The following is a 24649-nucleotide window of genomic DNA, read 5'->3' on the forward strand; positions in this document are numbered from 1 at the left end:
ACCCAGGCGCCAGGTCGTTGTCTTCAACGAGACACCCGCCGCCCAGACGGGCGACGCGTTTCGCCCACCTTAGCCCTTTCTGGGCGGGCTACAAGTGTGCACCGAGCCGGGAGTCGCCGCGAACGCCTCAACCGGGCGTCGCCGCAACCCCCCGATTCTGGTCCCCGCGCCGCCGACCTGGCTCACGCGTACAGCGCCTCCAGCGCCTCCGCGTAGTTGCTGTGCACGACGCGACGCTTGAGCTTGAGGGTGGGGGTGAGCTCGGCCGACTCGGCGGTCCACTCGACCGGCAGCAGCGTCCACTTCTTGACCTGCTCAGGACGGGAGAGCCGGTCGTTCGCCGTGTGCACGGCCTGTTCGACCATGCCGAGGATCTCCGGCTGCTGCGCGAGGTCGGCCAGGCCGTCGTAGGCAACCCCGAGCTTGCCTGCGACCACCGGAGCGACATCCGGGTCGAGGGTGAGGATCGCGACGACGTACGGCTTGCCCTCGCCGTAGGCCAGCGCGTGCCCGACGAGAGGGCTCTCCCTGAGGAGGTTCTCGATGTTGGACGGCGCGATGTTCTTGCCCGAGGAGGTGATGATCATCTCCTTCTTGCGGTCCACCACCTTCAGGAAGCCGTCGTCGTCGAGCTCGCCGATGTCACCGGTGTGCACCCAGCGGTCGTCGTCGATCAGCTCGGCGCTCGCCACAGGGTTCTTGTGGTAGCCGCTCGTGTTCACCGGTCCGCGGGTCAGGATCTCGCCGTCGTCGGCGATCGCGATCTCGATGCCGGGCTGGGCGCGACCGACGGTGCCGAGCCGGAAGCTGTGCGGGCCGCACGCCGTGACCGAGCCGGTGGTCTCGGTCATCCCGTAGATGTCGTAGATGGACAGGCCCAGGCCGGCGAAGAACCGGGCGGTCTCGATCGGCATCGGCGCGGACGCGCTGCCGGCCCAGGTGACGCGGTCGAGTCCGAGCATGGCCTTCATCGGACCGAGCACCGCGGCGTGCACGGCGTCGAACCTCTGCTGGAGGTCGGGGCTGGTCTCGTGACCGGTCTGCAGCGACTCGACGTACTCCAGGCCGACGGCCATCGCGTCGGCGACCGCCTTCTTCTTCGCCTCGTCGGTCTCCATCGCGAGCAGGCCGCCCATACCGGTCTGGATCTTCTCCCAGACGCGGGGTACGCCGAAGAACCGGGTCGGCCTGACCTCGCCGAGCGCGCCGACCAGCTGGGCCGGGTCGCCGATCAGGTGGACGTGGGCGCCGTCGACCTGCGGGATGTAGATGCCGAGCACCCGCTCCGCGATGTGCGCGAAGGGGAGGTAGGAGACACCGATGTTCTCGCCCTCGAGCGCGGCCGTGCGGTTGCTGCTCTCGACCTCGAACAGCACGTTGTGGTGGGTGATCACCACTCCCTTGGGATGGCCGGTCGTGCCGGAGGTGTAGAGGATGGTCGCCGGGTGGTCGGGATCGATGGCCCGCCAGCGTTGGTCGACCTCGGCGGCGTGCTCCTCCCTCTTCGAACGGCCCAGCGCCAGCAGCTCGTCCCAGGTGATCGCCCCCTCGGGCTTGTCGTCGGCATCGATCGTCACGAGGTGCTCGATGACGCCGGTGGCAATCGCGTCGGTCCAGCGGTCGACGTGGTCAGCGGTCTCGAGCACGACCACGCCCGGGGCGGAGTGCTCGGCGACGTACGCCACCTGGCTGCGGGAGAGGGTGTTGTAGATCGACATCGAGGTCGCGCCCGCGTGCATGGCGCCGATGTCGGCCAGCACGTGCTCGAGCCGGTTGGTGGCCATGATCGCGATCCGGTCGCCGGGCTGCACGCCGAGCTCGACGAAGGCGGCGGCGAGGTCGAGGCCCTGCTCACGCACCTCGTGCCAGGACAGCGTGCGCCAGCCGGCGCCCTCGATGCCGATCTTGTCGGAGAACGCGGGGGAGTCACCGAGCTCGTGCACCGTGTCGGCGAAGGCGTCGGCGATGCTGCGTCCCTCGATCAGCGCCTCGATCTGCTGGCGCTCGGCGAGCACGTCGGACGGCACGGTGGTCACAACCCGAGGCTACGACCGATGATCTCCTTCTGGATCTCGGTCGTGCCGCCGTAGATGGTGGAGATGCGGCTGTCGAGATAGGCCTTGGCGATGGGAAACTCCATCATGTAGCCGTAGCCGCCGTGGAGCTGCACGCCCTGGTTGACCAGCTTGTTCTGCAGCTCGGTGCACCACCACTTCGCCATCGAGGCGTCGACCGCAGTGAGCTTGCCGTCGAGGTGCTTGCTCAGGCACTCGTTGATGAACGCACGTGCGACCCGGACCTCGGTCGCCATCTCGGCGATCAGGAAGCGGTTGTGCTGGAACTTGCCGATCGGCTTGCCGAACGCCTCACGGGTCTTGGCGTAGTCGAGGCACATCTCGACGACGGCCTCGGCGGCGGCGACCGCCTGGGCGGCGATGATCAGCCGCTCCTGGGGCAGGTTCATCATCAGGTAGATGAAGCCCTTGCCCTCCTCGCCGAGGAGGTTCTCCTTGGGCACGACGACGTCGGTGAACGAGAGCTCCGCGGTGTCCTGCGCGTGCAGGCCGATCTTGTCGAGGTTGCGGCCGCGCTCGAATCCGTCCATGCCGCGCTCGACCACGAGCAGGCTGATGCCCTTGTGGCCGGCCTCGGGGTCGGTGCGCGCGACCACGATCACGAGGTCGGCGAGGATGCCGTTGGAGATGAAGGTCTTGGAGCCGTTGAGCAGGTAGTGGTCGCCCTTGTCGACGGCGGTGGTGCGCACGCCCTGGAGGTCGCTGCCCGCGCCGGGCTCGGTCATCGCGATCGCGGTGATGGTCTCGCCGGAGACGGTGCCCGGGAGCCAGCGCTGCTTCTGCTCGTCGGTGCCGAGGCTGGTCAGGTAGGGAACGATGATGTCGGTGTGCACCGAGAAGCCGGGGCCGCTCACACCCGCCCGGGTCTGCTCCTCGGAGACGATCACGTTGTAGCGGAAGTCGTCGACCCCCGGACCGCCGTACTCCTCCGGGACGTCGAAGCAGAGCAGCCCCGCCTCGCCCGCCTTGACCCACAGCTCCCGAGGCACGATCCCGTCCTGCTCCCACTGGTCGTGGTGGGGGACGACCTCGCGCTCGTAGAACGTGCGCGCGGTCTTGCGGAAGTCCTCGTGCTCGGAGGTGTAGAGGTCGGGCATGGGTGTCCCTTCGGGGTGACGGTGACAGGGCAACTGTTACAGCAAGCCTGTCAGAGTTCAAGGTGGGAGGCGGTTTCCCCGGGCGCCCGGGGAAACTGTTGCCGGGAGGGTGATACTTCGGCCGACCGCCTCCAGAATCACCCGCCAGCCCCACCCGACTTGTCGCTCCGCCCTCGAGGCGCACGACGCCGTACGCCGTCACCCGCCGCGCGAACCCGATGGCAGGAGCAATGTGCCAGTCCTACTGTTACAGTCACGAATCTCAGCTGAGAGGTGGGACGACGTGAGCGTCGAGCGCGATCTGGGGCCGGACGACGAGCTCTACACCGTCGACGAGCTCGCGGCTGCCACCGGCATGACCGTGCGCACCACGCGCTACTACGCCGGGCTCGGGCTGCTGCCCGCGCCGACCCGGCGCGGCCGGATGGCCTACTACACGCCGGCGCACCGGGCCCGGCTGGAGCTGATCCGCGGTCTCCAGGACCATGGGTTCACGCTGGCGGCGATCGAGAAGTACCTCGCCCGCGTGCCCGACGACGCCAGCGTCGAGGACCTCGCGCTGCAGCGCGCGATGCTCACCTCGTGGGGAGCCGGCAGGCGCGAGTCGATGACCCGCCGCCAGCTCGAGACCCGCGCTCGTCGCAAGCTCGACGACGACGAGATCCAGCGACTGGTGAACATCTACGCGATCCGGGTGGAGGGCGACCGCTACGAGCCGCTGCCCTCCTTCGACGTGGCCCTCAAGCTCTACGAGCTCGACATCCCGGTCGACTCCATGGAGGAGGCCGCGCAGGCGATCAACCGCCACATGGACCTGCTCGCCGACGAGCTCACCCACATCCTGCGCACCCGGGTGCTCGCCCCGTTCCGTGGCCAGGAGCACAGCGAAGCCGACAAGGCCGCCTTCGAGCAGACGATGTCGCGACTGCGACAGCTGACGCTCGAGGCGGTCGTTGCCGGCTTCCAGCGGGCGGCCAACGAGGTCATCACCCGCTCGCTCTCCGAGTCCTCGCCCCAGACGGGGACCTGACCCCGGCTCGTTCCGGGGTCACTCCTTCGGCATCACGGCCCACGCCACGATGTAGGCGATGATCGCGGCCGGGAAGGTGAAGACCGCGAGCAGCACGGCCAGCACCCGTACCAGGGTGGGGTCCAGCCCGAAGTAGCGGGCCAGCCCGCCGCAGACGCCGCTGATCGGGGCGTCCCACGAGGTGCGGGTCAGCCGGCGGTACGGCGGAGGCGGGTACTGCCCCTGGTAGTAGCCCGGTGTCTGGCCCTGAGCCTGACCCGGCGGTGGGGGCTGGGTCTGCGCCTGCTGGTGAGTCTGCTGGTCGGTCGACTGGTCAGTCGACTGGTCGGTCGGCTGGTTGGTCTGCTGCTCGGTCATCGGATCTCCTCGGTGGGCTCGTCGCCGTCGTCGCCGTCGTCGGCGACGTCGGTGGTCGGGTAGCTCGGCTCGGCGTACTCGGCGTACTCGGCGGTGCTGTCGTGGCTCTCGGGTGAGTACGTCGCCGGGATGTCGCGGCGGCGGCGGTTGCGGCCGTTGGCAAGGCTCGCGGCCAGGCCGACGACGCCGGCGAGGATGAGCACCGCGGGGCCGAGGACGGCCAGGTGCTCGCCACTGATCGCGTCGCTGGCGCCCAGGGCCCAGATGCCGGCGACGCCGAGGAAGAGCAATCCGAACACGAGGTGCGGGACCTTCACACTGCGGTCGGCAGGGGGCTGGTTGTAGGTGGGGTCGGACATGGTGGTTCTCCTTCGGAAGAGCTGTGGTCAGGGCCGGTCGACGGTGATCTGGCCGGCGCGGGCGTCGAGGTTGAGGGTGATGGTGGGAGCGCTCGGGTCGGTCGACCCGGTGATGGTCCGCATCAGCGACTGGTCGAATCCGCTGCGCTCGGACCCGGCGACGTTGATGTCGCCGGCGAAGTGCATGTCGGCGTCGACGATGGCGTTCACACCGCGCGGCAGCGTCACGTCGATCTCACCCGCGTTCAGGTGGACGTCGATCTCCCGACCGTCGAGGGCCGCGACGTCACGGACCCGGGAGAGGTCGAGGGTGATCTGGCCGTTCGGGACGCTGTAGGTGTCCTGCACGCCGATCGAGCTGACCGGGGCCACCCTCATGGTCTCGCCGCCGGTCTGCCAGTCGGTCGAGGCCTCCACCGCACTGGTCGCACCCAGGCCGAGGCTGGCGAAGATGCCGAGCGCGATCAGGCCGCCGGGACGACCGACGAAGGCGCCGACCAGGAGCATCACCGCCGTGATGGCGACGGCCAGGGCGACGTACGCCGAGGGGTCGATCGAGTCGTTGACGTCGAAGATGCCGAGCGTCCCGAGCGCGATCGCGATCAGCGCGAGTGTCGGCCAGAACAGCACCATCCCGGTGCGCCGCGGCCGCGGCGGCGGGAGGTACGCCGGGGGAGGCGGCGGCATCCAGGCCGGCGGCGGCTGGTTGCCGCGGTAGTCGTAGCCGGTCTGGTAGCGGGCCGTGGGGTAGGGATCGGTCTGCGTGTCGGTGGTGCTCATGGTCGTTCCTTCCTGCGGAGCAGAGGTCGGGGCATAGGTGGGCGTGGCCGCAGCGGTGGCAGGGGGAGCAGTGCCCCAGGGCGGCGGCGGGGGCGGCGCGTTGCGGCGGCGCTGGTCGCGCGTCGCGAAGATGGCGACCACGACCACCGCGATCACCAGGAGCGGGAAGGGGAAGCCCCAGCCCCAGCCGTGGTTGAAGAACGGAGTGCCGAACACGATCATCAGGGCGATCGCGCCGGTCGCGATCAGCACGACCTTGAGGACCTCCGAGTTCATCGCGATCGGGGCGTCCTTCTCCCCGTCCTCGGGGACGAACAGCCAGACGACGCCGTACACCAGGATCCCGGCGCCACCGAAGAAGGTGAGCACGACGAGCAGCACCCGGATGACGGTCGGGTCGATGTCGAAGTGACGACCCAGACCTCCGGCCACACCGGCGATGTAGCGGTCGGTGCGGCTGCGGCGAAGACGGTTGACGTCGCGCATCTGCTGGCCGCTGACGCGGGGACCCTGGTTGGGTGCGTCGGCGGTGCCGGTGGCGTTGCCCTGCTGGGGGCCACCGGGGGTGTCTCTGGGCTCGTTCATGTCATCCATCGTGTCCGCCCGCGCGGTCAGGCGGTATCGGGGAGAGTCCTGATATCTGGGGCCTTTCGTCTGAGGGTGTTCACCTGATGTGGGCTCAGGGGCCCGGGTGACACGATGTGCAGGTCATGAACCCGACTGCTTCCCCGTCGTACGCACCTCGACGTGCCTACCGGTCCACCGACGACCGGTGGCTCGGCGGTGTCGCGTCCGGGCTGGCCCAGCACCTCGGGCTGCCGGCGTTGTGGGTGCGCATCGGCCTATTGGCGCTGGTCGCCTTCGGCGGCTTCGGTGCGGTGCTGTACGCCGGCCTCTGGATGTTCATGCCGACCCAACGGCACACCACCCCGCAGGCACCCGGCCTGGACGCGGCCAGTCGTCAGGGCAAGCGGGGCGGCCGTCGAGAGCGCCGGCTGGCCGACTACGGACCGCTCGTCGCGGTCGGCGCGATCGCGATCGGCGTACTCCTGCTCGTGACGCTGGCCACCGGCCAGAGCCTCTCCTTCGGGCCGCTGCTGCTGGCCGGTGCCGGTGTGGCCGTGCTGTGGTGGCAGGCCGACGAGGCGCAGCGGCAGCGGTGGCTGGACCCGTCGCGACGGATGAACCCGTTGCGCGCGATCGTCGGTGGCGGAGGCTGGAAGGCCTGGCTGCGGATCGTCGCCGGCCTGATGCTGCTGATCGGCGCGATCGTGCTGTTCTCCTTGCGATCGGGAAGCCTCAGCGTCGCGCTCAACGTCGGCCTGGCCGCGGCCTTCGGGATCCTCGGCCTCGGCTTCATGGTCGGGCCGTGGCTGCTGCGCCTGTCCTCCGACCTCAGCGAGGAGCGCGAGGCCCGGGTGCGTTCGGAGGAACGCGCTGACGTCGCCGCCCACCTCCACGACTCGGTGCTGCAGACCCTGGCGCTGATCCAGCGCTCGGCCGGTGACCCGGCCACCGTCACGCGGCTGGCCCGCGCGCAGGAGCGTGACCTCCGGTCGTGGCTGTTCGACTCCTCGGCCGAAGGACCGGCCACCCTCGCGGCCGCCCTGCGCGCCGTCGCGGCCGAGGTCGAGGACGCGCACGGCGTGCACGTCGAGGTCGTCTGCGTCGGCGACGCCCCGGTGTCCGAGGAGGACCGCCCGCTCGTGCTGGCGACCCGCGAGGCGATCACCAACGCGGCCAAGCACTCCGGGGTCAGCACGGTCGACGTCTACGCCGAGGCCACCCCGAGCGGAGTCGAGGTGTTCGTACGCGATCGGGGCACCGGCTTCGACGCCGAACACGTCGCCGACGACCGCCAGGGGATCCGGGGCAGCATCGTCGGGCGCATGGAGCGCCACGGCGGTACCGGCACGGTCCGCAGCGTCCCGGGGGAGGGCACCGAGGTCCGGCTCTCCCTCCCCACACGTGTCAACCGACCCAAGGAGACCACCCCATGAGCCCCCGAACCGTCGTCATCGTCGACGACCACGCCATGTTCCGCACCGGGGTGCGTTCCGAGCTCGGCACCGCCGTCAACGTGCTCGCCGAGGCGGCCGACGTGGACCAGGCCGTGCAGGCTGTCATCTCCCACCAGCCCGAGGTCGTGCTGCTCGACGTACACCTCCCCGGCGGAGGCGGCGCCGAGGTGATGCGCCGTACGACGGGAAAGGCGGGGAACACCCGCTTCCTGGCCCTCTCGGTCTCCGACGCCGCCGAGGACGTGATCGGCACCATCCGCGCCGGCGCCCGCGGCTACGTCACCAAGACCATCACCGGCCCCGAGCTGGTCGCCGCGATCGAGCGCGTGGCCCAGGGCGACGCCGTGTTCTCCCCGCGCCTGGCCGGCTTCGTCCTCGACGCCTTCGCCGGCACCATCGAGGTCGCCGCCGTCGACGAGGATCTCGACCGCCTCACCGAGCGCGAGCGCGAGGTGATGCGCCTCATCGCCCGCGGCTACTCCTACAAGGAGGTCGGCGCCGAGCTGTTCATCTCGATCAAGACCGTCGAGACCCACATGTCATCGGTACTCCGCAAGCTCCAGCTCTCCTCACGCCACGAGCTCACCCGGTGGGCCACGGACCGCCGCCTGCTCTGAAGCAGATCGAATTCGGCTTGATCCGATCGGCCCCACATCTGGATAATCATCGAGTGTTGTTCCATCGGTACGTCGCCCTTGGAGATTCCCAGACCGAGGGGATGAACGATCTCGACGCACACGGGGGCATCCGTGGGTGGGCGGACCGGTTTGCCGTGTACCTGGCCGAGCGCAACCCGGACCTGCTGTACGCGAACCTTGCCATCAGGGGCCGCCGGACGAGGCGGATCCGTGCTGACCAGCTGGAGCCGGCGCTCGGGCTGAACCCCGATCTGGCCAGTGTCATGGCGGGCGCGAACGACGTGTTGGGCTCGTTCGACCTGGAAGAGACGATGACCGACCTGGAGGACATGTACGCCGCGTTGCGCGGCATCGGCGCCACTGTCATCGGCTGCACGTTCCCGGACCCAGGTGCCAGCTTCAGCATCGCGCGGCGCCTGACGCCGCGGGTGCGCGCGCTCAATGCCGCCATCCGGGACGCGGCCGCCCGTCACGGTGTGGTGCTCGTCGACTTCGAGGCCTACCCGGCGGTCAACGACCCCCGTTGGTGGACCCACGACCGGCTGCATCTCAACACGGCCGGGCACACCCGTCTCGCCGTCGCGTTCGCCGACGTGCTCGGCGTACGCCCGGACCCGTCGTGGCAGGAGTCGTTGCCGCCGCTGTCGCCGCGCGCGTGGTGGCGAAGCAGCGTCGAGGATGCCGAGTGGCTCGCTCGTTTCTGGGTGCCGTGGTTCGTGCGACACGTCCGAGGTCGCTCGACCGGTGACAACCGCCTGCCCAAGCGCCCCGCCCTCGAACCCGTGGCCCAGATCGTCGATCCGTCTTAGCCGTAGGGCAGGTCGCCATTGCTCAGTCGTGCCGCGCTGGATGCGTCTTTCGCCGAGCATCGGGTACTGAGTTGGCTGCGTGTCCGTCGAGTCTCTCCTTCGGGTGAGACACGCTCACGCCCGCGGGTGCGAGCACGGCGGGCACGCCCCACGTCTCACCACCCTCGTCATGCCGATGAACGAAGCGTGTGCGCAGTCGACGCATGAGTCGAGCAGTCAGGAAGCGCTGTCCTGTGGATCAGCGACCGCCCGAGGAACTCGGACCGATGGTCCCTTCCGCGGTTGAGTTCGCAGTCCCCTCACACAGCGCGTCGCCACCAGCTCTTGAGCGATCTCATAGACCTTGCGCCTGTGATCTGATGCGAGCCGGACCAGCGTGCGGAACGCCGCGTCGGCATCGATCTCGTAGCGCTCCATCACGATGCCAGTGGCCTGCCCCAGCACGGTGCGGTGCTCCAAGGCCACCAACAGGTGAGCGATGCGCTCGTCAGCCTCGGCGGGATCCTGCTCCTCCACAGTAGAAATATATGACGTGGAGCGACCAGCGACACTGCGGGTTTGCAACGGCCTTTGCCACCCCGACCGGTACCTGAGAGCACCTAGTCCAGGGGGGTGGGTGCACCTCGACCCGTGCTGGCACGTTCGCGGCGTTCGAGCTGGACCTCCACGACCTCGCGAAGCGTCGCGACGAACTCCTCGACCGCGCCGCCTTTGCGGATGTACCCATGGGCTCGATGCTCCACCGCACTCGGCGCGGCCGCAGTTTCCGCAATCCCGCTGAGCATGACGACGATGGACTCCGGTGAGTCGTGCCGGGCCTGGCGCAGCACCTGCAGCCCATCCATCTCCGGCATGGCGATGTCGAGCAGAACCACGTCGGGTTGATGCTCGTGGATCACCTGCAGGGCTTCCTCGCCGTTGGCCGCTTCCGCGACGACTTCGAAGTCGTGCTGACGTTCGAGCGCCAAGCGGTACACGAGTCGGATGTCCTCGGAGTCATCGACGATCACCACCCGGTGAGCGACCGTGCCCTCGGTTGGGTCCATCCGTGCACCTCGTGTCCGGTTCGTACGGGGTCCGGGACGTGTACCCGGATCAGGTGCCGATATGTCCGACTCACGTGGTGGGTGAGGCTTGGGACGTCCGCACTCATCCACAACATAGAGGCTCGACTTGTGGGGCACCAGACGACAGGAGTCCGCGGTCCCTCGCAGTCGGGGCGCGCGTGCTCCTGGCCCCGAAGAGCGGTGCCGGGGGCTGCGTCTCGGGAAACCCGACCGTCGCAAACGGGAACATCGGGCGCATGGGATTCCTTGGGGCAGGAGAGACATTCCTCGATTCAACCAAGGGAGACCGCGTGACCGAGAATCTTGCTGCCCCGTCCGGCACCTTCGAGCTGGGCGGTGACCTGCCCGTCGTACGTCTCGGCTACGGCACCATGCAGCTGCCCGGGGAGGGCGTCTGGGGTCCGCCGCGGGACCACGACGAGGCACTTCGGGTGCTGCGCAGGGCGGTCGAGATCGGGATCACCTTCTTCGACACCGCTGACTCCTACGGTCCCTATGTCGCGGAAGACCTGCTGCGCGAGGCCCTGCACCCGTACGCCGACGACGTGGTCGTCGCGACCAAGGCCGGCCTGACCCGCCAAGGTCCGGGCCTGTGGACCCCGCTGGGGCAGCCGGCGTACCTGCGCCAGGAGGTCGAGCTGAGCCTGCGCCGTCTCGGCCTGGACCGCATCGACCTGTTCCAGCTGCACCGCATCGACCCGGCGTACCCGGTGGCCGACCAGGTCGGCGAGCTCAAGCAGCTCCAGGACGAGGGCAAGATCCGCCACATCGGGCTCTCCGAGGTCAGCGTCGAGGACCTCCAAGAGGCCCAGAAGACGGCCGAGATCGTGTCGGTGCAGAACCTCTACAACCTCGCCAACCGCGACGCCGAGGAGCTCCTCGACCACTGCACCAGGGAGAACATCGGCTTCATCCCGTGGTTCCCGCTGGCCACCGGCGAGCTCTCCAGCGCCGACGGTCCCCTGGCCGCGGCCGCCAAGGAGCACGACGCCACCCCGTCACAGCTGGCGCTCGCGTGGCTGCTGAAGCGGTCGCCCGTCATGCTCCCGATCCCGGGCACCTCGAGCGTCGACCACCTCGACTCCAACACCGCCGCGGCGGCGATCGAGCTGACCGACGCGGAGTTCGAGGCGCTCAGCTCGGCTGCGTGAACCGCCGACAGCTCTCGGGCTGACCGGTTCAGCCGCCGAGGGAGCCGACCGCACGGGCGACCAGCAGCAGGGAGACCAGCAGCGCGGCGGTTGCCGGCGTGTCTTCGAAGTGCGGCGGGTCTCCCCAGCCTCCTAGGCTCGATCCATGACTGTGCATCCCAGCGAGGCCACCAACCCTGACGCATCGAGGTACGTCGAGCTCACGCGCCAGGGCAAAGCCCGTTACGTCGCGACCAACCGCCGAGGCGGGTCCATCGAGGTCGGCGAGGGCGACGACGCTGCCTTCACGCCGGTCGAGCTCCTACTCTCTGCCCTCGCGGCGTGCACTGCGATGGATGTCGACTACATCGTTGGCAAGCGCGCCGAGGCCGAGTCGGGCCGGCTCAGCTCCAGCGCTCGCAAGGTCCGCGATGGCGCAGGCAACCACCTCGTCGACATCGAGGTCGTTCTTGACCTGCGCTATCCCGAGGACGCAGGGGGTGACGCCGCCCGGAGCATCCTCCCGATAGCGCTCGAGCGGTCCAACGATCGGCTCTGTACGGTCGGCCGGACAGTGCAGCTCGGCACCCCGGTCCTGGTCACCCTGGCGCGGCCATCCGAACTCTCCGACGACTGAGCACGTTGTCGGGCTTCATGAGTGGCAGCGCCGCGGCCGCCCTTCGATATGGCGCTCGGGTGAGCGAGATCGGGTCATCTCGAAAAAAGTTCTGCTGAAGTGTCGTATCCGGTGCTCGCCGTTCGTGGTGGGTCCAAGGAACATACCCACACAGAGGAGAACCAAGATGCGCACCCTGATCGTCACCGCCTTCGTCTCGCTCGACGGCGTCATGGAAGCACCCGGCGGCGAGCCCGGCTATAGGAACAGCGGCTGGACCTTCAAGGACATCAAGCACGTGGATGAGTCCTACGAGATCAAGGGCCGCGAGCAGGAAGAGGCAGCAGCCATGATGATCGGCCGGGTCAGCTACGAGGCGTTCTCCCCGGTCTGGCCGGACCTCGACTACTTCGCCGGCTACAAGGCCATGCCGAAGTACGTGGTCTCCACAACCCTCCAGGAGTCCGATCTGGTGACGAACTGGGGCGACGTCCACATCCTGCGTTCCACCGACGACGTGGCCGCACTCAAGGAGACCGAGGGGGGACCGATCATCATCCACGGCAGCGCCCGGCTCGGCGCCAACCTTGCAGACGTCGGCTTGGTCGACCGCTACAACTTGCTCGTCTTCCCGACCCTGCTCGGTGCCGGCAAGCGGCTGTTCAGCAGCACCGACAAGGACAAGCAGATGCTGACCGTGGTCGAGAGCGAGTCATACTCCAACGGCCTGCACAAGCTCGTGTACGACGTCGTCAGGTGAACCCAGCAGAAGCAGGGCGATCACGAACGCTTGTCTTCGTCACGCGATGGAGCCGGCGACGAGGACGAGGCGACGATGCGGGCCAACAGCGCGCGGAGCTGGCGTGCTTCCGTGGAGGACAGATCGGCTAGCAGCTCGCGCTCGGCCCGGTCGCTGGCGGCTTTGGCGTCCTTGAGCGCCCGCCGGCCTGCGCTGGTGAGGACGACGACATTGCGGCGGCGGTCTGCCGGGTCCGGTTGCCGCGACAGCAGGCCCTTGCCCTCCAGCCCGTCGAGGAGCCCGACCATCGTCGTTCGATCGACCCCGAGGCGACCTGCCGCCTGCTGCTGCGACTCGGGCTCCCGGCCGTCCAGGAGAAGCAGGACCGAGAGCTCGCGGACGTTCACGGCACCGCGCGCCAGGTGCACGCTGTGCAGCTCCTCCAGCTCGAAGAACGCGTGCTTGAGCAGGTACCCAAGCCGTGCGCGCAGCTGCGGTCCGGGTCCGTCGTCGCTGTCCACACCGGAAGCGTACTGCTACGCTGATCGTCAGTAGGCCTGACAATCAGTGAAAGGGATGATCATGAGCACTGTGCTGATCACTGGCACCACCGGACTCGTCGGCTCGCGGCTGCTACCCCGGCTGATCGCCGACGGGCACGACTGCCGGGCCTTGGTTCGCAGCGACCGGCCGGTGCGGGCCGATGCCACGCCCGTGCGGGCAGACCTGGACGATCCGAACAGCCTCGTAGCAGCGGTCCAGGGAGTCGACGCGGTGGTGCACCTCGCTGCGCTCTTCCGCACCGACGATGAGGACGCGATCTGGAGAGCCAACCTCGACGGCACGCGCAACCTCATCGACGCCGTCACAGCCCATGCTCCTCGCGCTCGATTCGTGATGGCCAGCACCGGCAACGTCTACGACCAGGACCAAGCCCGACCCGGCCGGGAGAGCGACACCTGCAGCCCCACAGCGGCCTACCCAGCCAGCAAGGTGGCCGCCGAGGCACTGCTCCGCGCCAGCGGCCTGACCTGGTCGGTGCTGCGGCTGCCGTTCGTGTACGGCGATGGTGACGGGCATCTGGCTTCGATGCCTGCCCTGGCGACCCGGTTCGGCCTCCATCCCGCGCACACCTACTCCGTCGCCCACCACCGCGACGTGGCGGTCGCTGTGCGTCTGGCGCTCAGTGGAGCGCTCGACGGCCACATCGCGAATGTGACCGACGACGCCCCCGTCACGGTCTTCGACATGGCCCGCCTCGCCGGCACACCGATCGACGGATCTGCACAACCCCTGGCCAACCCCTGGGCCGGGCGCATGGACTCCTCCTTCCTGCGAGGGCTGGGGTTCCGACCCTCGGTCCCGACGATCTGGGAGGCAGCCGCCGACGAGATCCTCTGACCGCCCGACAGGCGTTCAGCCCGGCCAGGACGTGGCGCGCACGGCTTTCGGTGTTGTCCGACATGCCTGGCTCGATGGGGTTACCGTCAAGCACAGCTCAGAAGCCCTGGCGGAGCGCGTCCGGGGCCACGATTCGGGGGACTCCTGTTGAAGAACAATCCGGCAGGCTGGTACCGAAACCTCGACGATCGGCGACAGCACGGTTACTGGGATGGCGACGACTGGGTTGATCCCCATGACCTGGCGCCACCCGGTGACGCTCCCGAAGACCCCCCGGAGAACGTGGTCGACGACGAAAGCACGAATGCTCCGTGAGGTAGCCCCTCTCGCCTCGAGTCCGCTACAGCTCAGTTGATGATCTCGCCACGCTCATCGGCGAGGATCGCCGCCAGCCGGTCGCGCCAGGCCTGGAGGGCCTCGGGGGTGAGCCGGGTCCAGTCGGTCACCTCGTCGACGACCCGGAGCGGGTGCTGGCTGCGGTAGGACCTGGTGGGGTTGCCGGGGAACTTCTTGTCGGTCACGTTCGGGTCGTTCTCGAAGGCGCCTGTCGGTTCGACGGCGTACACCCGTGGAGCACCGTCGCCCGCGGCGAGCTCCGCGGCGAGGCCGGCCCCGTCGACCAGCGCGGTGAAGTAGATGTGGTTCATCACGACCTCGGGCCGGTAGTTCGACCGGTTGCCTGCCGTGAGGAGATCGCCCACCCGAAGATCGGCCTTGGTGCCGTGGAAGAACGGTCCCTCGTCCAGCACGTCGCTCACCGCCACAGCCTACGGGGACACCAACGCTGGATCAGGTCGGCTTGGACGCGCGCGCCAGGTTCAGTTCGGCCCGACGGTGCAGGAGGGCGCGCTCGCTCTCGTTCCTGGTGCGCGCGGCCGCCTCCGTGAACGACTGGCTTGCCTGCCCGTGCAGCCCGGCCCGCTCGAGGAGGTCTCCGTGCACGCTCGCCACGAGGGAGGAGTCACCGAGCTCGCCTGCGTCGATCCCCTCCAGTACGGCGAGCCCGGCATCGGGACCGAAGGCCCGTCCATGTGCCACGGCCCGGTTCACCTCGACGACCGGGCCCGGCGCGGCGTCGGCCAGGACGTCGTACAGGGCTGCGATCCGGCGCCAGTTCGTGTCCTCGGCACGCGCGGCACGGGCGTGCTGGGAGGCGATCGAGGCCTGCAAGAAGTACTTCCCGACCGGCTTCCCGCGCGCGGCCAGCTGCTCGGCCTGCGTCAAGGCGGCCAGCCCGCGCCGGATCAGCAGCTGGTCCCAACGCGTCCGGTCCTGCGCCTCCAGCAGGACCGGTGCACCGTGCTCGTCGAGCCGGGCGGCCATGCGCGAGCCCTGGATCTCCAGCAGCGCCTGAAGTCCGAGCACCTCCGGGTCCTCGGGGGCGAGGGCGGCGAGCATGCGCGCGAGCCTCATCGCCTCGCTCGCCAGGTCGGGACGCATCCAGTCCTCACCAGCGGTGGCGGTGTAGCCCTCGTTGAAGATCAGGTAGATCACGGCCATCACGTCGTCGAGGCGTCGCGTCCGATCCGGCCCGGAGGGCAGCTCGAACTCGGGGTGAGCGGCCGACAGCGTCTTCTTGGCTCGCGAGATGCGCTGCCCCATGGCGGACTCGGAGGTCAGGAACCCGCGGGCGATCTCGGCGGTGGTGAGCCCCCCGACCAGGCGCAGCGTCAGTGCCGCCCGGGACTCGGCGGTCAGGGACGGGTGGCAGGACAGGAAGATGAGCCGCAGGACGTCGTCCTCGATGTAGTCGACCTGGCTGTCGAGGTCTGGCATCTCGTCCTCCTCCCCGCCACGCGCATGTGCCACCTCGGCGACCTTGCGGCGCAGGGTGTCGGAGCGTCGGAAGTGGTCGATGCCGCGTCGTTTCGCGGTGGTCATCAGCCACGCGCCCGGATTCTCGGGTACGCCGGTGGAGGGCCACTGCTCGAGCGCCGCCACGAGTGCGTCCTGCGCCAGGTCCTCGGCGAGGTCCAGATCCCGGGTCATCCGGGTGAGAGCGCCGACGAGGCGGGCCGACTCGGCCCGCCACGCGGCGTAGACGGCCTCGATCGGGCCGCTCGGTCTCGTCTCTGCCGGCACCAGGCCAGCGTAGTGAGACCTGTTCAGTCGCCAGGGGCCTCGGGGCCGTCGGAGATCTGGCGCAGGGTCGAGATCACGGTGACCTCGGGCCAGTACTTCGCGTGCAGCGCGGCGAACTCCTGCTGGTCGGCCACGGCGTCCTCGAGGGTGTCGTACTGCATGATGGCCCAGCCGCCGACGACCTCCTTGGCCTCGGCGTACGGTCCGTCGACCCGGCTGACCTCGCCCTTGCGGACCACGAAGTTGACGGCGTCCTCGGTCCCGTAGAGACCGCCGCCGTCGAGGAACACACCCTTCTCGGCCTGTCCGGCGATGTAGGTGTCCATCGCCTCGAACAGCTCCTTGGGCGGCGTACCGACGCCCTCTTCCATCCTCACGAATCCCATGAAACGCGGCATCTCGATCACTCCTACTGGTTGCCGGTGGCTTGCTTGTCGCACGTACGTCGAACGGCGGCCGGGTGTTTCGACATCGGCCCTCGAACTTTCTTCGCCGTCACCCCGGGGGGAGCGCCGACCGATCGTTCAGGTGCCGGACGAAGAACCTGGCCGCGTCCTCACCTGCGAACTGTGGCACGCCCGTGTGACCGCCCAGGTTGGCCTGGAGCGTCTTCTCGCGGGAGCCGAAGGCGTCGAACAGGTCCAGTGCCAGCTGGCGGTCGTTTCCTTCGTCGTCCCACTGCAGCAGGACGTGTAGCGGGGTCGTCACCTGACGGGCTTCGTCGAACATGACCCGGGGGACGAAGCTGCCGGCGAAGAGGCCGGCGGCCACGATGCGGGGTTCGACGAGCGCCAGCCGGACACCGATGGCGATCACGCCGCCCGAGTACGCGACCGGCCCGCGGATCTCTGGCAGTGCCAGCAGCGCGTCGAGGGCGGTCCGCCATTCCGGCACCGCTCGCTCGACCAGTGGGAGGACCAAGCGGTCGACGATCTCGTCGACCGGCTCTCCGGCCGCCATCGCCCGGCGCAGATCTGCTCGTGCCTGGTCGGCGTCGGCTGACCGGGGGCGGTCACCGCTCCCGGGGAGCTCGATGGTGGCAGCAGCGAAGCCGTCGGCCGCGGAGCGTCGGGCTCGCGCCGCCAGCCGGGGGTACATCTGGCGTAGTCCGCCAGGGTGCCCCAGCAGGATCAGCGGCGCTGGTGCCGATGGGGGAGTCCACAGGATTCCGGGGATGTCGCCGAGGGTGAACTCACGTTCGAGGATGCCGTCATCGAGGCGGCTTTCGGTGATGAAGTGCATGGTCGTGCCTTTCGGGAGTGCTCGTGTGTACGGCGCTCCCGGACGACCTACCGCCCGACCGTGGCTCCGCAGAGGAGCACCCACGTCGAATCGTTCACGGGTACCACCTCCTCGCTGTCGTGCACGGGCTCGAGAAGACTAGCAACGCTCGTCGCGGTCCGGGTGGGTTGTCTCGCAGCGTGCGGTGAGTCAGGTCGTCGGACAGGATCTGAGGTTCCGTCAGCGTCCCGTGAGGAGCAGGGCCAGCTGCGACTCGATCTGCTGGACCGACACTTCTTCGAGGGGCTGATCGAAGGCCCAGCGGTGACCGGATGGGTCCAGGACCTCCCCGGTGCGCACGCCCCAGAACGCATTCCAGACCTCGACGCTGACCGTCGCCCCGGCCCCCAGAGCTGTGGCCATGGCCGCGACGGCGTCCTCGACCGTCAGCCGGTAGGCGCCCACCGACGTACCGTTCATCGACGGGGTCGCCAGGCCGGTTCCGGGGAGCGGTTCGGCCAGGGCGACAGGCAGTCCACGCACGTCGAGATCGACGGTCGCGATGGTTCCGTCCGGCAATCGGAGGATGCGGGTGACGCTGGCGCCCCGTGCCTCTTGGTACCGACTTCGGTCCCCTGGTGGTAGAGCGCACGCCAGTCGCCGTTGACCAGTTGCCAGATCGTGGCGCGACGCGAGGTTCGGTCGCGCTGTCGGAGGCGGTAGGTGACGAGGTAGGTGTCGGCGCTCAGGGGCCGGCAGGCGAAGTCGTCGGTGGACCACTCGTCCGGAGCCGCCACGGCGTAGCGCGTTTCCAGGGTCGACCAGACGAACGCTCGGTCATAGCGCGCCCCGGAGGCGCCGACCTCCCAGAAGTCCTCGGTCGTCATGGCCTCGAAGTCGGCCCGGCTCGTGCCTCTCTCGGTGCGGTGAAAGAGCGGTTCCAAAGCCTGCAGCTCGCTGGTCACGGCGACCAGGTCGTGGTCCATGGCGTCCTCCCTGTTCCGTCGTCGAGCACGGGCACCTTCATACCTCGATCTAGTCCACTCGCCGGCAATCGGACGCCGTGCTGGTGGTTCGCCGAGTGGCCATCGATAGTGAAGCGGACCCCGCTCCTCACGAAGGGGGCTCTCATGCCCGCTCGCAGCACGCTGTCCCGGTTCGCCGTCGTCACCGTCGGGGGAGTGCTGGCGGCGCTGACGCCTTGGTCGTCCGCTTCGGCTGCCGTGCAGTGCGGCGCAGTGCTGACCAGCAACACCACGCTGACCAGCAACCTGACCTGCGATGCGTCCGGCGACGGGCTGAGCATCGGCGCCGACGGCGTGACGCTGAACCTCAACGGGCACACCATCACCGGGCCCGGCGCCTATGCGACGCCGTACGCCGGAGTCCGGGCGGCCGGCCACACGAAGGTGCGGATCACCAACGGCAGGATCACCGGCTTCCAGTCTGCGGTCGTCCTCGACGAGTCGACCCTGGCCGTGGTGAGCAAGCTCAACGCCTACGGAAACGACCAGGGCATCAACCTCGCGGGAGGTGGCGGTCACGTCGTGGAGAAGAACGTGCTGCACGGCAACGGCCGCGACGCCGTCACCCTGGGCCTCAGCTCGCACAACCGGGTGCGGGGCAACGCGGTGGTCGGCAACACCTTCGGCATCTCGGTCACCGACGGCTCGACCGACAACGTGGTGGAGCTCAACGCGGTCAGCCGCAACGGCGACTTCGGCATCGCGGTCTTCGGGGAGGGTGCAGCCCGCAACCTCGTCCAGGCCAACGTCGTCGACCAGAGCACCGGACAGGGCATCCAGGTCAACGCCGACGCGACCGACTCGCGCGTCGTCAAGAACTACGTCAGTCGCAGCGGGATCGACGGCATCCACGTCGACTCGGCGAGCACGACGATCACGCGGAACGACGCCCGGAAGAACACCGCACTCGGCATCAACGCGCCCGGGGCGATCGACGGTGGCGGCAACAAGGCCAAGGGCAACGGCGACCCACTGCAGTGCGTGGGCGTGGCCTGCTCGTAGGGCTCGCGCCTGACCTTCAGCTCGTGCGCGCTGCCCGCTGTCTGCTGGTGAGCCGGAGGACGGCGCGCCACCCGAGCATGGTGAGCGCCAGGAACACCAGGGCGACGACGAGGAACCCGCCGGCGATGCCGCGTCCCGAGACGAGGCGCAGCACCATGCCGAGCACGTAGGTGACGGCCAGCACCAGCACACCTTCGGGCCAGGTCCGGGCCGTCGGTCGTCGGCGCAGGAGCACGCCAGCGTGCGCGAGTACGACGGACAGCGCGAACGGCCAGACGATCGCGAGCACCACCCAGTCGGAGGTGCTCGACTCGTGGGTGGACTTGCCGGCCATCGCGAAGACCAGCACGCACACGAGATCGGCGAGCAGGGGTACCAGCCGCCCAGCGGTGGGTCTTGACGCCTTCCCGGTCACGCCGAGAAGGATCGCAGGACCGCGAGGCGACGCGTCAGACGGGTTCCTCGATGGCCGGTTCCTCGACGGTGCGGGAGTCGGTCAGGGTGCGCGCACCGAGTGCGGTGACGACACCCACGACGACCGCCAGCAGGGCGTAGGTGATCCGCTCGCCGTGGAAGAACGACTCGACGAGGTCGCTGCTCCAGACCCCGGGCGGGAGCTGGGTGGTGACCAGCGCGGCGATGGCGGTGCCGATGACGGCGGTGCCGATGCTGGTGCCGACCTCCTGGGCCGTGTCGTTGAGCGCCGTACCGATGGAGGTGCGGTTGCTCGGCATCGCGTCGACGAGTGCGACCGCGCAGATCGTCATGACGGTGCGCAGCCCGATGGTCATCAGCACCATGCAGACGGCGATGGCGGCGTACCCGTGGTCGACGCCCCAGGCGAGGCCCACGAGCGACGCGGACAGGAACCCGGCGCCGACCAGGCACGCGATGCGGTGGCCGAACCGGCGCGCGAGCCATTCCGAGAACGGGGACGCAGCGATCATCGTCACGATGATCGGCAGGTTGGCCAGGCCGGCCCGCACCGGGCTCCAGCCGTAGGCGTACTGGAAGTGGAGGATCAGCCCGAACATGACGCTGGCCATCGCGATGGCCGTGCCGATCTGGGCGATCGCGGCACCGCGGACGGTGCCGTTGGAGAAGAGGTCCAGGTCCAGCATGGGTGCGGCGCTGCGGCGTTCGTGCCAGACGAAGGCGAGGCCGGCCGCGATGGCGCCGATGATCGAGGTGATGGTGATCGCGGAGACCCACCCGTGCTGGACGCCGCTGGTCAGCGAGTAGCAGGCGAGGCCGATGGCGCTGATGCTGAGTACGGCGCCGGGCAGGTCGAGCGCGTCGTCGGTAAGGTCCTCGCGCCGGTCAGCCGGTACGCCGAGCCGTACGCCGATGCACGCGATCAGCGCGATCGGGGCGTTCACGACCAGCAACCACTCCCACCGCACGTGGGCCAGGGCGGTGCCACCCAGCAGCGGGCCGAGGACGAAGCCGGACATGCCCACGACCATCATCACGGTGATCGCGCGCATGCGCAGCGCCTTGTCGTCGAAGAGGCGGAAGACCAGCGAGTTGGTGATCGGCGCCATGGCCGCGGCGGCGATGCCGAGTGCGGCTCGGAGGGCGATCAGCTCGCCGGCCGTGGTGACTGCGATGACGCAGAGGCTGAGCAGCCCGAAGACGGCAAGCCCGACCAGCAGCACCCGGCGGCGCCCGAGCCGGTCGGCCATCGAGCCGGCGGTCAGCAGCAGTCCGCCGAAGGTCAGCGAGTAGGCGCCGGTGACCCACTGCAGTGCCGTCGTACCGCTGCCGAGGTCGCGACCGATGGTCGGCAGGGCTATCGACAGCAACGTGTTGTCGACCATCTCGACGAAGAAGGCAAGACACAGGGCGGCAAGGGGGATCCAGGCCGCGCGCAGCGACGGGTAGGTACGCGACGGGACCGGAGTCGTGAGGGTGGTGGTGATGGTGGCCTCCTAGGGACGGCGCCGAGTTCCGATCGACGCGTGAGCGACCCTAGGTAGCGTTGGCTTCACCCCGGTTTCACGAAGTTTCACCGGTCTCGCCGGCGACCTCGCGGGCCCAGCCACCGTGTTCGCGGCGAGCCCAGCGCAGCGGCACCCGGCCGCTCCGCATGCCGGCCATCGCGTAGGGGTCCTTGACCGCCATCACGATGTGGCCGACCACGAGCAGCCCGACGCCGAGGGCGAACCAGTCGTGCACGAAGGTGGCACCGCTGCGCCACGACAGCGGCGCGAGGTCGGTGAAGTACATGACCACGCCCGAGATCAGGAGCACGCCGATCGAGCCGGCCGAGAGAGCAGCGTTCAGCTTCTGTCCGGCGTTGAACTTGCCCACCTCGATCGTCCCGTCGCGGCGGGTGCGCGACCGCAGCCAGGCCCAGTCGCGGGAGGTGAACCGGTTGAGCCGGCGGGCGTCGTCACGGTAGGCCCGGCTGAGGATGCCGACGAGGAGGGGGACCGGCAGCGCGAACCCGGAGTAGACGTGGATCTGCTCGACCAGGTAGCGGTGGCCGGCGATGACCGAGATCTGCCCGTTGTAGAGGACGGCCGCCGTCAGGATGCAGACGATCATCGGGATCGCGGTGAGCCAGTGCACCCACCGTGAGCTCCGGCTGAACCGGTCGATCGTCACTCCGGTCTCCGACGGGACGCTGGTCTCAGGTGCGCTCATCGCCGCTTCTCCCGTTCGACCGGCCGACGAAGCCGTCGACGTCGTACCCGCGGTGCTCCCAGTAGCCAGGGATCACCGTGTCGGTGACCTCGATGCCGGAGAGCCACTTGACGCTCTTGTAGCCGTACATCGGTGCGACGTAGAGCCGCACCGGGCCACCGTGGTTGTGGGTGACGTCGCTGCCGAGCATCTTCGTGGCGACGAGGACGTCCGGCAGCCGTGCCTGGTCGAGGGTCAGGCTGTCGGTGTAGGTGCCGTCGAACGAGGTCAGCCTCAGTGCCCGGCCCGAGGCCTGTACGCCGGCTCGGTCGAGGATCGTCGACAACCGGACCCCGCTCCAGTGCACCTGCGGCACCCGCCACCCGGTCACGCACTGGAAGTCGCGGACCAGCTCGGTCTGCGGCATCGCCTGGAGGTCGGCCAACGTCAGGGTGCTCGGGTGGTCGACCAGGCCGCTGATCGAGAGGCGGTACGTCGCCGCGTCACGCGTCGGCGCGCCACCGGTCACGGAGTAGTAGCGGAAGGTGTTGCCGACGGGCAACAGCCCCGACAGCCCGGTCGGGTCGTGGAGCTGGACCGGCGCCAGCAGCGACGTCACCGCGTCCTGCGCGCGGGTGCCGGTGACGATCCCGAGGGTGCCGAGCCCCAGCAGGCCGATCACCACCCGCCGCCCCACCGGCCGTCCAGCGTCGGACTGGTCCGGCACGGCCTCGGGGGTGAGGCTCTCGCCCGGCACGGCCTGGCCAGGTCGGCGAGCCCACCAACGGCGCATGCCTCCAACGTAACCGGCTGGCCCAGCGGGGTAGCGTCGCTGGCATGAGCCGCACCGTGTCGTTGGTCGTCGGAATCCTGCTCGCGTTGCTGGGACTCCTCTGGATCCTGCAGGGCCTCGACGTCATCGGCGGCTCCGGCATGAGCGGCCACGGGGTCTGGGCCGTGATCGGGGTCGTGGTCGGTGCGATCGGGGTCTTCCTGCTCGTCCGGACCCTGCGCACGCCGCCGGTTCGAGACGACCTCTGACCAGCCCGTGATCCTGCCGAAGGTCCGCGACCCCCGGCTCGTGACGATCCGCCGGGGTGGCACCCTCACCGATCCCGACCATCACCTGCTCGCGGTCTGGGCCGCCGCGTGCGCCGAGCACGTGCTGCACCTGTTCGAGACGGCGCAGCCCCATGATCCACGGCCGCGCGACGCCATCGAGGCGGCCCGCGCCTGGGTGCGTGGAGAGGTCCCGATGATGCAGGCTCGTGCCTCCGGCGGCCATGCCATGGGAGCGGCCAGGGACCTGCGCGGAGCCGCGCGGCACGCGGCGTACGCCGCGGGGCAGGCGGGTGCGGTCGCCCACGTCGCCGCGCACGACCTGGGCGCCGCCGCCTACGCGATCAAGGCGGCCCGAGCGTCGGTGCCGAAAGAGCAGAGCGAGTTGACGGGACGACGCGAGCGTCAGTGGCAGTGGGACCAGCTCCCCGAGGCGATCCGCGGTCTGGTGCTCGACGACCAGCGCCGTCGCGACGACATCTGCTGGGGCGTCTTCACGTCCTGACCACCGGCGGGCGCCGTGGCCGACTACCCGGGCGGCAACAGGCTCGCCCACGGTGGTCGCCACGGTGGGGTGCGCTGGGCCATCTCCCAGGCGAGGTCCTCGAGCGCGGGGCCCTGGTTGCTGTGGCGGACCTGGTACCAGGACGGCCAGCTGTCGAAGGCCCGCTCGAAGCGGATCACGACTCCGTCGGAGGTGACGCGGGCGAACAGCCAGGCACCTGACTCCTCGCTGGCTTCCTCCCGGTGGAGGGTCCGCAGCACGTTGGTGAGCGACCGGACCACGGGCGTGGGCAGGCGGGTGTTCAGGGGCGAGGGGATCACCGTCCCGCGGACGGCCATCACGTCGTACTCGAAGGGGACGCCGGGCCCGCTCGCGCGCGACCACTGCACCAGGATCGGCGGGCGCTGCATCAGCTCGCGATCGATGTCGAGGGTGTCGCGCATCTGGTCGTGGATCTGGTCGCGCAGGCGTGACCACACCGAGCCGCGTGACGTGCGTGGCGCCGTCGCGGCTGCCAACCGGGCGATCTCGGCCGCCTCCTCGAGGTGCTCGCCGTGGGCGTACGCCGCCAGCTCGTCCGGCGTCAGCCGGCCCTCCCGGCCGAGGGCGACGATGCGGGGGTCGACGGTCAGCAACGGGCGCAGCAGGTGGACGGCGCCCTCGTCGACACCGAGGGCACTGCTGTCCCACTCGTCGTGCGCGTGCCAGGCGAAGAACGTCGGCCGGCGCTCCTCGGTGGCGTCGGACAGCGCCCAGTCGGGTGCACCGCGCCTGGCGTCCGGTGGCGAGTCGGGCGCGAGTGCCGATCGGCCCCAGAGCACCGATCGGGAGCCGTGGGTCCGCTGCATCCGGAGCCAGCCGTCGGCCGAGTCGAGGGTCAGCAGCAGCTGCTTGGCATGGAACCGGCAGGCGTCGTTGCCGACCGCCCGGTGAAGGGCCGCGAGCACCACCCAGGACCACCACAGGTCCTCGGCGTCCGGCAGGTCCTCGGGCTCCACCGGGACATTG

At 69.5% G+C, this 24649-nt stretch carries 29 protein-coding genes; 11 read left to right on the top strand and 18 right to left on the bottom strand.

The window, feature by feature from the left end; translation table 11 throughout:
* Positions 1–182: 182 nt before the first annotated feature.
* Both H976_RS0101280 and H976_RS0101285 read right to left on the bottom strand, forming a co-directional pair.
* Positions 183–2036 (bottom strand): long-chain fatty acid--CoA ligase, encoded by a 1854-nt coding sequence (locus H976_RS0101280; protein ID WP_231388759.1) that lies wholly within the window; start codon positions 2034–2036, stop codon positions 183–185.
* Positions 2033–3172, bottom strand: coding sequence for an acyl-CoA dehydrogenase family protein (locus H976_RS0101285; protein WP_027860049.1), 1140 nt, complete (start codon positions 3170–3172; stop codon positions 2033–2035). The genes H976_RS0101280 and H976_RS0101285 overlap by 4 nt, the downstream gene beginning before the upstream one ends.
* Before the next feature lie 283 nt (positions 3173–3455).
* On the opposite strand from H976_RS0101285, the gene H976_RS0101290 reads away from it, so the two are divergent.
* A complete protein-coding gene (locus H976_RS0101290; protein WP_027860050.1) occupies positions 3456–4202 on the top strand; it encodes a MerR family transcriptional regulator in 747 nt (248 codons plus the stop codon).
* Positions 4203–4220: 18 nt separating this feature from the next.
* Here H976_RS0101290 and H976_RS23930 read toward each other — a convergent pair whose 3' ends face one another.
* From H976_RS23930 to H976_RS0101305, 3 genes are read right to left on the bottom strand one after another with little or no spacing between them, the layout of a single operon-like run.
* Entirely contained in the window at positions 4221–4559 is a 339-nt protein-coding gene (locus H976_RS23930; protein WP_036223904.1) for a PspC domain-containing protein, read from the bottom strand.
* Positions 4556–4918: a hypothetical protein gene (locus H976_RS0101300; protein ID WP_027860051.1), complete on the bottom strand. Its 363-nt coding sequence runs from the start codon at positions 4916–4918 to the stop codon at positions 4556–4558. Before H976_RS0101300 ends, H976_RS23930 begins: the two co-directional genes overlap by 4 nt.
* A gap of 27 nt (positions 4919–4945) precedes the next feature.
* A complete protein-coding gene (locus tag H976_RS0101305) occupies positions 4946–6283 on the bottom strand; it encodes a PspC domain-containing protein (protein WP_027860052.1) in 1338 nt (445 codons plus the stop codon).
* A gap of 125 nt (positions 6284–6408) precedes the next feature.
* Here H976_RS0101305 and H976_RS23935 point away from each other — a divergent pair, with 125 nt between their 5' ends.
* From H976_RS23935 to H976_RS0101320, 3 genes are read left to right on the top strand one after another with little or no spacing between them, the layout of a single operon-like run.
* On the top strand, positions 6409–7698 hold the full coding sequence (locus tag H976_RS23935; protein ID WP_051275927.1) for an ATP-binding protein: 1290 nt from the start codon (positions 6409–6411) through the stop codon (positions 7696–7698).
* Positions 7695–8336, top strand: coding sequence for a response regulator transcription factor (locus tag H976_RS0101315; RefSeq protein ID WP_027860053.1), 642 nt, complete (start codon positions 7695–7697; stop codon positions 8334–8336). Before H976_RS23935 ends, H976_RS0101315 begins: the two co-directional genes overlap by 4 nt.
* On the top strand, positions 8309–9166 hold the full coding sequence (locus H976_RS0101320) for an SGNH/GDSL hydrolase family protein (protein WP_231388760.1): 858 nt from the start codon (positions 8309–8311) through the stop codon (positions 9164–9166). The genes H976_RS0101315 and H976_RS0101320 overlap by 28 nt, the downstream gene beginning before the upstream one ends.
* 216 nt (positions 9167–9382) lie before the next feature.
* On the opposite strand, the gene H976_RS0101325 is transcribed toward H976_RS0101320, so the two are convergent.
* The gene (locus H976_RS0101325) at positions 9383–9682 is read right to left on the bottom strand and encodes an ANTAR domain-containing protein (RefSeq protein ID WP_027860055.1); all 300 of its coding nucleotides are present in this window, start codon (positions 9680–9682) and stop codon (positions 9383–9385) included.
* Between the two features lie 83 nt (positions 9683–9765).
* Positions 9766–10212 (bottom strand): response regulator transcription factor, encoded by a 447-nt coding sequence (locus tag H976_RS30260; RefSeq protein WP_051275929.1) that lies wholly within the window; start codon positions 10210–10212, stop codon positions 9766–9768.
* Between the two features lie 311 nt (positions 10213–10523).
* Between H976_RS30260 and H976_RS0101335 the strand changes: the two genes are divergently transcribed.
* The 3 genes from H976_RS0101335 to H976_RS0101345 all read left to right on the top strand — a co-directional run bounded on the left by H976_RS0101335 (position 10524) and on the right by H976_RS0101345 (position 12739).
* A complete protein-coding gene (locus tag H976_RS0101335; RefSeq protein ID WP_027860056.1) occupies positions 10524–11384 on the top strand; it encodes an aldo/keto reductase in 861 nt (286 codons plus the stop codon).
* A gap of 145 nt (positions 11385–11529) precedes the next feature.
* Positions 11530–12000: an OsmC family protein gene (locus H976_RS23945; protein ID WP_036223907.1), complete on the top strand. Its 471-nt coding sequence runs from the start codon at positions 11530–11532 to the stop codon at positions 11998–12000.
* A 166-nt stretch (positions 12001–12166) separates the two neighbouring features.
* On the top strand, positions 12167–12739 hold the full coding sequence (locus H976_RS0101345) for a dihydrofolate reductase family protein (RefSeq protein WP_027860057.1): 573 nt from the start codon (positions 12167–12169) through the stop codon (positions 12737–12739).
* 20 nt (positions 12740–12759) lie between these two features.
* Here H976_RS0101345 and H976_RS0101350 read toward each other — a convergent pair whose 3' ends face one another.
* Positions 12760–13239, bottom strand: coding sequence for a MarR family winged helix-turn-helix transcriptional regulator (locus H976_RS0101350; RefSeq protein ID WP_027860058.1), 480 nt, complete (start codon positions 13237–13239; stop codon positions 12760–12762).
* A gap of 61 nt (positions 13240–13300) precedes the next feature.
* Between H976_RS0101350 and H976_RS0101355 the strand changes: the two genes are divergently transcribed.
* Positions 13301–14119, top strand: a complete 819-nt coding sequence (locus H976_RS0101355; RefSeq protein ID WP_027860059.1) for an NAD(P)-dependent oxidoreductase — start codon at positions 13301–13303, stop codon at positions 14117–14119.
* A gap of 347 nt (positions 14120–14466) precedes the next feature.
* On the opposite strand, the gene arr is transcribed toward H976_RS0101355, so the two are convergent.
* The 5 genes from arr to H976_RS31055 all read right to left on the bottom strand — a co-directional run bounded on the left by arr (position 14467) and on the right by H976_RS31055 (position 18202).
* Positions 14467–14877, bottom strand: a complete 411-nt coding sequence (gene arr, locus H976_RS0101360; protein ID WP_027860060.1) for an NAD(+)--rifampin ADP-ribosyltransferase — start codon at positions 14875–14877, stop codon at positions 14467–14469.
* A 31-nt stretch (positions 14878–14908) separates the two neighbouring features.
* Complete coding sequence (locus H976_RS0101365) at positions 14909–16201, bottom strand: RNA polymerase sigma factor (RefSeq protein WP_036223909.1); 1293 nt, start codon at positions 16199–16201, stop codon at positions 14909–14911.
* Positions 16202–16224: 23 nt separating this feature from the next.
* On the bottom strand, positions 16225–16572 hold the full coding sequence (locus H976_RS0101370; protein ID WP_231388772.1) for a YciI family protein: 348 nt from the start codon (positions 16570–16572) through the stop codon (positions 16225–16227).
* Positions 16573–16696: 124 nt separating this feature from the next.
* Positions 16697–17443, bottom strand: a complete 747-nt coding sequence (locus H976_RS0101375) for a hypothetical protein (RefSeq protein ID WP_027860063.1) — start codon at positions 17441–17443, stop codon at positions 16697–16699.
* 219 nt (positions 17444–17662) lie between these two features.
* Positions 17663–18202: a VOC family protein gene (locus H976_RS31055; RefSeq protein ID WP_369758990.1), complete on the bottom strand. Its 540-nt coding sequence runs from the start codon at positions 18200–18202 to the stop codon at positions 17663–17665.
* 350 nt (positions 18203–18552) lie between these two features.
* Here H976_RS31055 and H976_RS0101390 point away from each other — a divergent pair, with 350 nt between their 5' ends.
* Entirely contained in the window at positions 18553–19449 is an 897-nt protein-coding gene (locus H976_RS0101390; RefSeq protein ID WP_027860064.1) for a nitrous oxide reductase family maturation protein NosD, read from the top strand.
* A gap of 16 nt (positions 19450–19465) precedes the next feature.
* Here H976_RS0101390 and H976_RS0101395 read toward each other — a convergent pair whose 3' ends face one another.
* The 4 genes from H976_RS0101395 to H976_RS0101410 all read right to left on the bottom strand — a co-directional run bounded on the left by H976_RS0101395 (position 19466) and on the right by H976_RS0101410 (position 22870).
* Positions 19466–19864, bottom strand: a complete 399-nt coding sequence (locus H976_RS0101395; RefSeq protein ID WP_231388761.1) for a DUF3054 domain-containing protein — start codon at positions 19862–19864, stop codon at positions 19466–19468.
* Positions 19865–19898: 34 nt separating this feature from the next.
* Positions 19899–21371: a tetracycline resistance MFS efflux pump gene (locus H976_RS0101400; RefSeq protein WP_027860066.1), complete on the bottom strand. Its 1473-nt coding sequence runs from the start codon at positions 21369–21371 to the stop codon at positions 19899–19901.
* Positions 21372–21447: 76 nt separating this feature from the next.
* The gene (locus tag H976_RS0101405) at positions 21448–22098 is read right to left on the bottom strand and encodes a cytochrome b/b6 domain-containing protein (RefSeq protein ID WP_027860067.1); all 651 of its coding nucleotides are present in this window, start codon (positions 22096–22098) and stop codon (positions 21448–21450) included.
* Complete coding sequence (locus tag H976_RS0101410; RefSeq protein WP_081682578.1) at positions 22085–22870, bottom strand: molybdopterin-dependent oxidoreductase; 786 nt, start codon at positions 22868–22870, stop codon at positions 22085–22087. Before H976_RS0101410 ends, H976_RS0101405 begins: the two co-directional genes overlap by 14 nt.
* Before the next feature lie 44 nt (positions 22871–22914).
* On the opposite strand from H976_RS0101410, the gene H976_RS0101415 reads away from it, so the two are divergent.
* Both H976_RS0101415 and H976_RS0101420 read left to right on the top strand, forming a co-directional pair.
* The gene (locus tag H976_RS0101415; RefSeq protein ID WP_027860069.1) at positions 22915–23118 is read left to right on the top strand and encodes a hypothetical protein; all 204 of its coding nucleotides are present in this window, start codon (positions 22915–22917) and stop codon (positions 23116–23118) included.
* A gap of 7 nt (positions 23119–23125) precedes the next feature.
* The gene (locus H976_RS0101420) at positions 23126–23641 is read left to right on the top strand and encodes a putative immunity protein (RefSeq protein ID WP_027860070.1); all 516 of its coding nucleotides are present in this window, start codon (positions 23126–23128) and stop codon (positions 23639–23641) included.
* A gap of 23 nt (positions 23642–23664) precedes the next feature.
* On the opposite strand, the gene H976_RS0101425 is transcribed toward H976_RS0101420, so the two are convergent.
* Positions 23665–24639 (bottom strand): hypothetical protein, encoded by a 975-nt coding sequence (locus tag H976_RS0101425; RefSeq protein WP_027860071.1) that lies wholly within the window; start codon positions 24637–24639, stop codon positions 23665–23667.
* Positions 24640–24649 lie beyond the last annotated feature (10 nt).

It is taken from the genome of Marmoricola sp. URHB0036 (assembly GCF_000426045.1).
Classification (GTDB): domain Bacteria; phylum Actinomycetota; class Actinomycetes; order Propionibacteriales; family Nocardioidaceae; genus Marmoricola.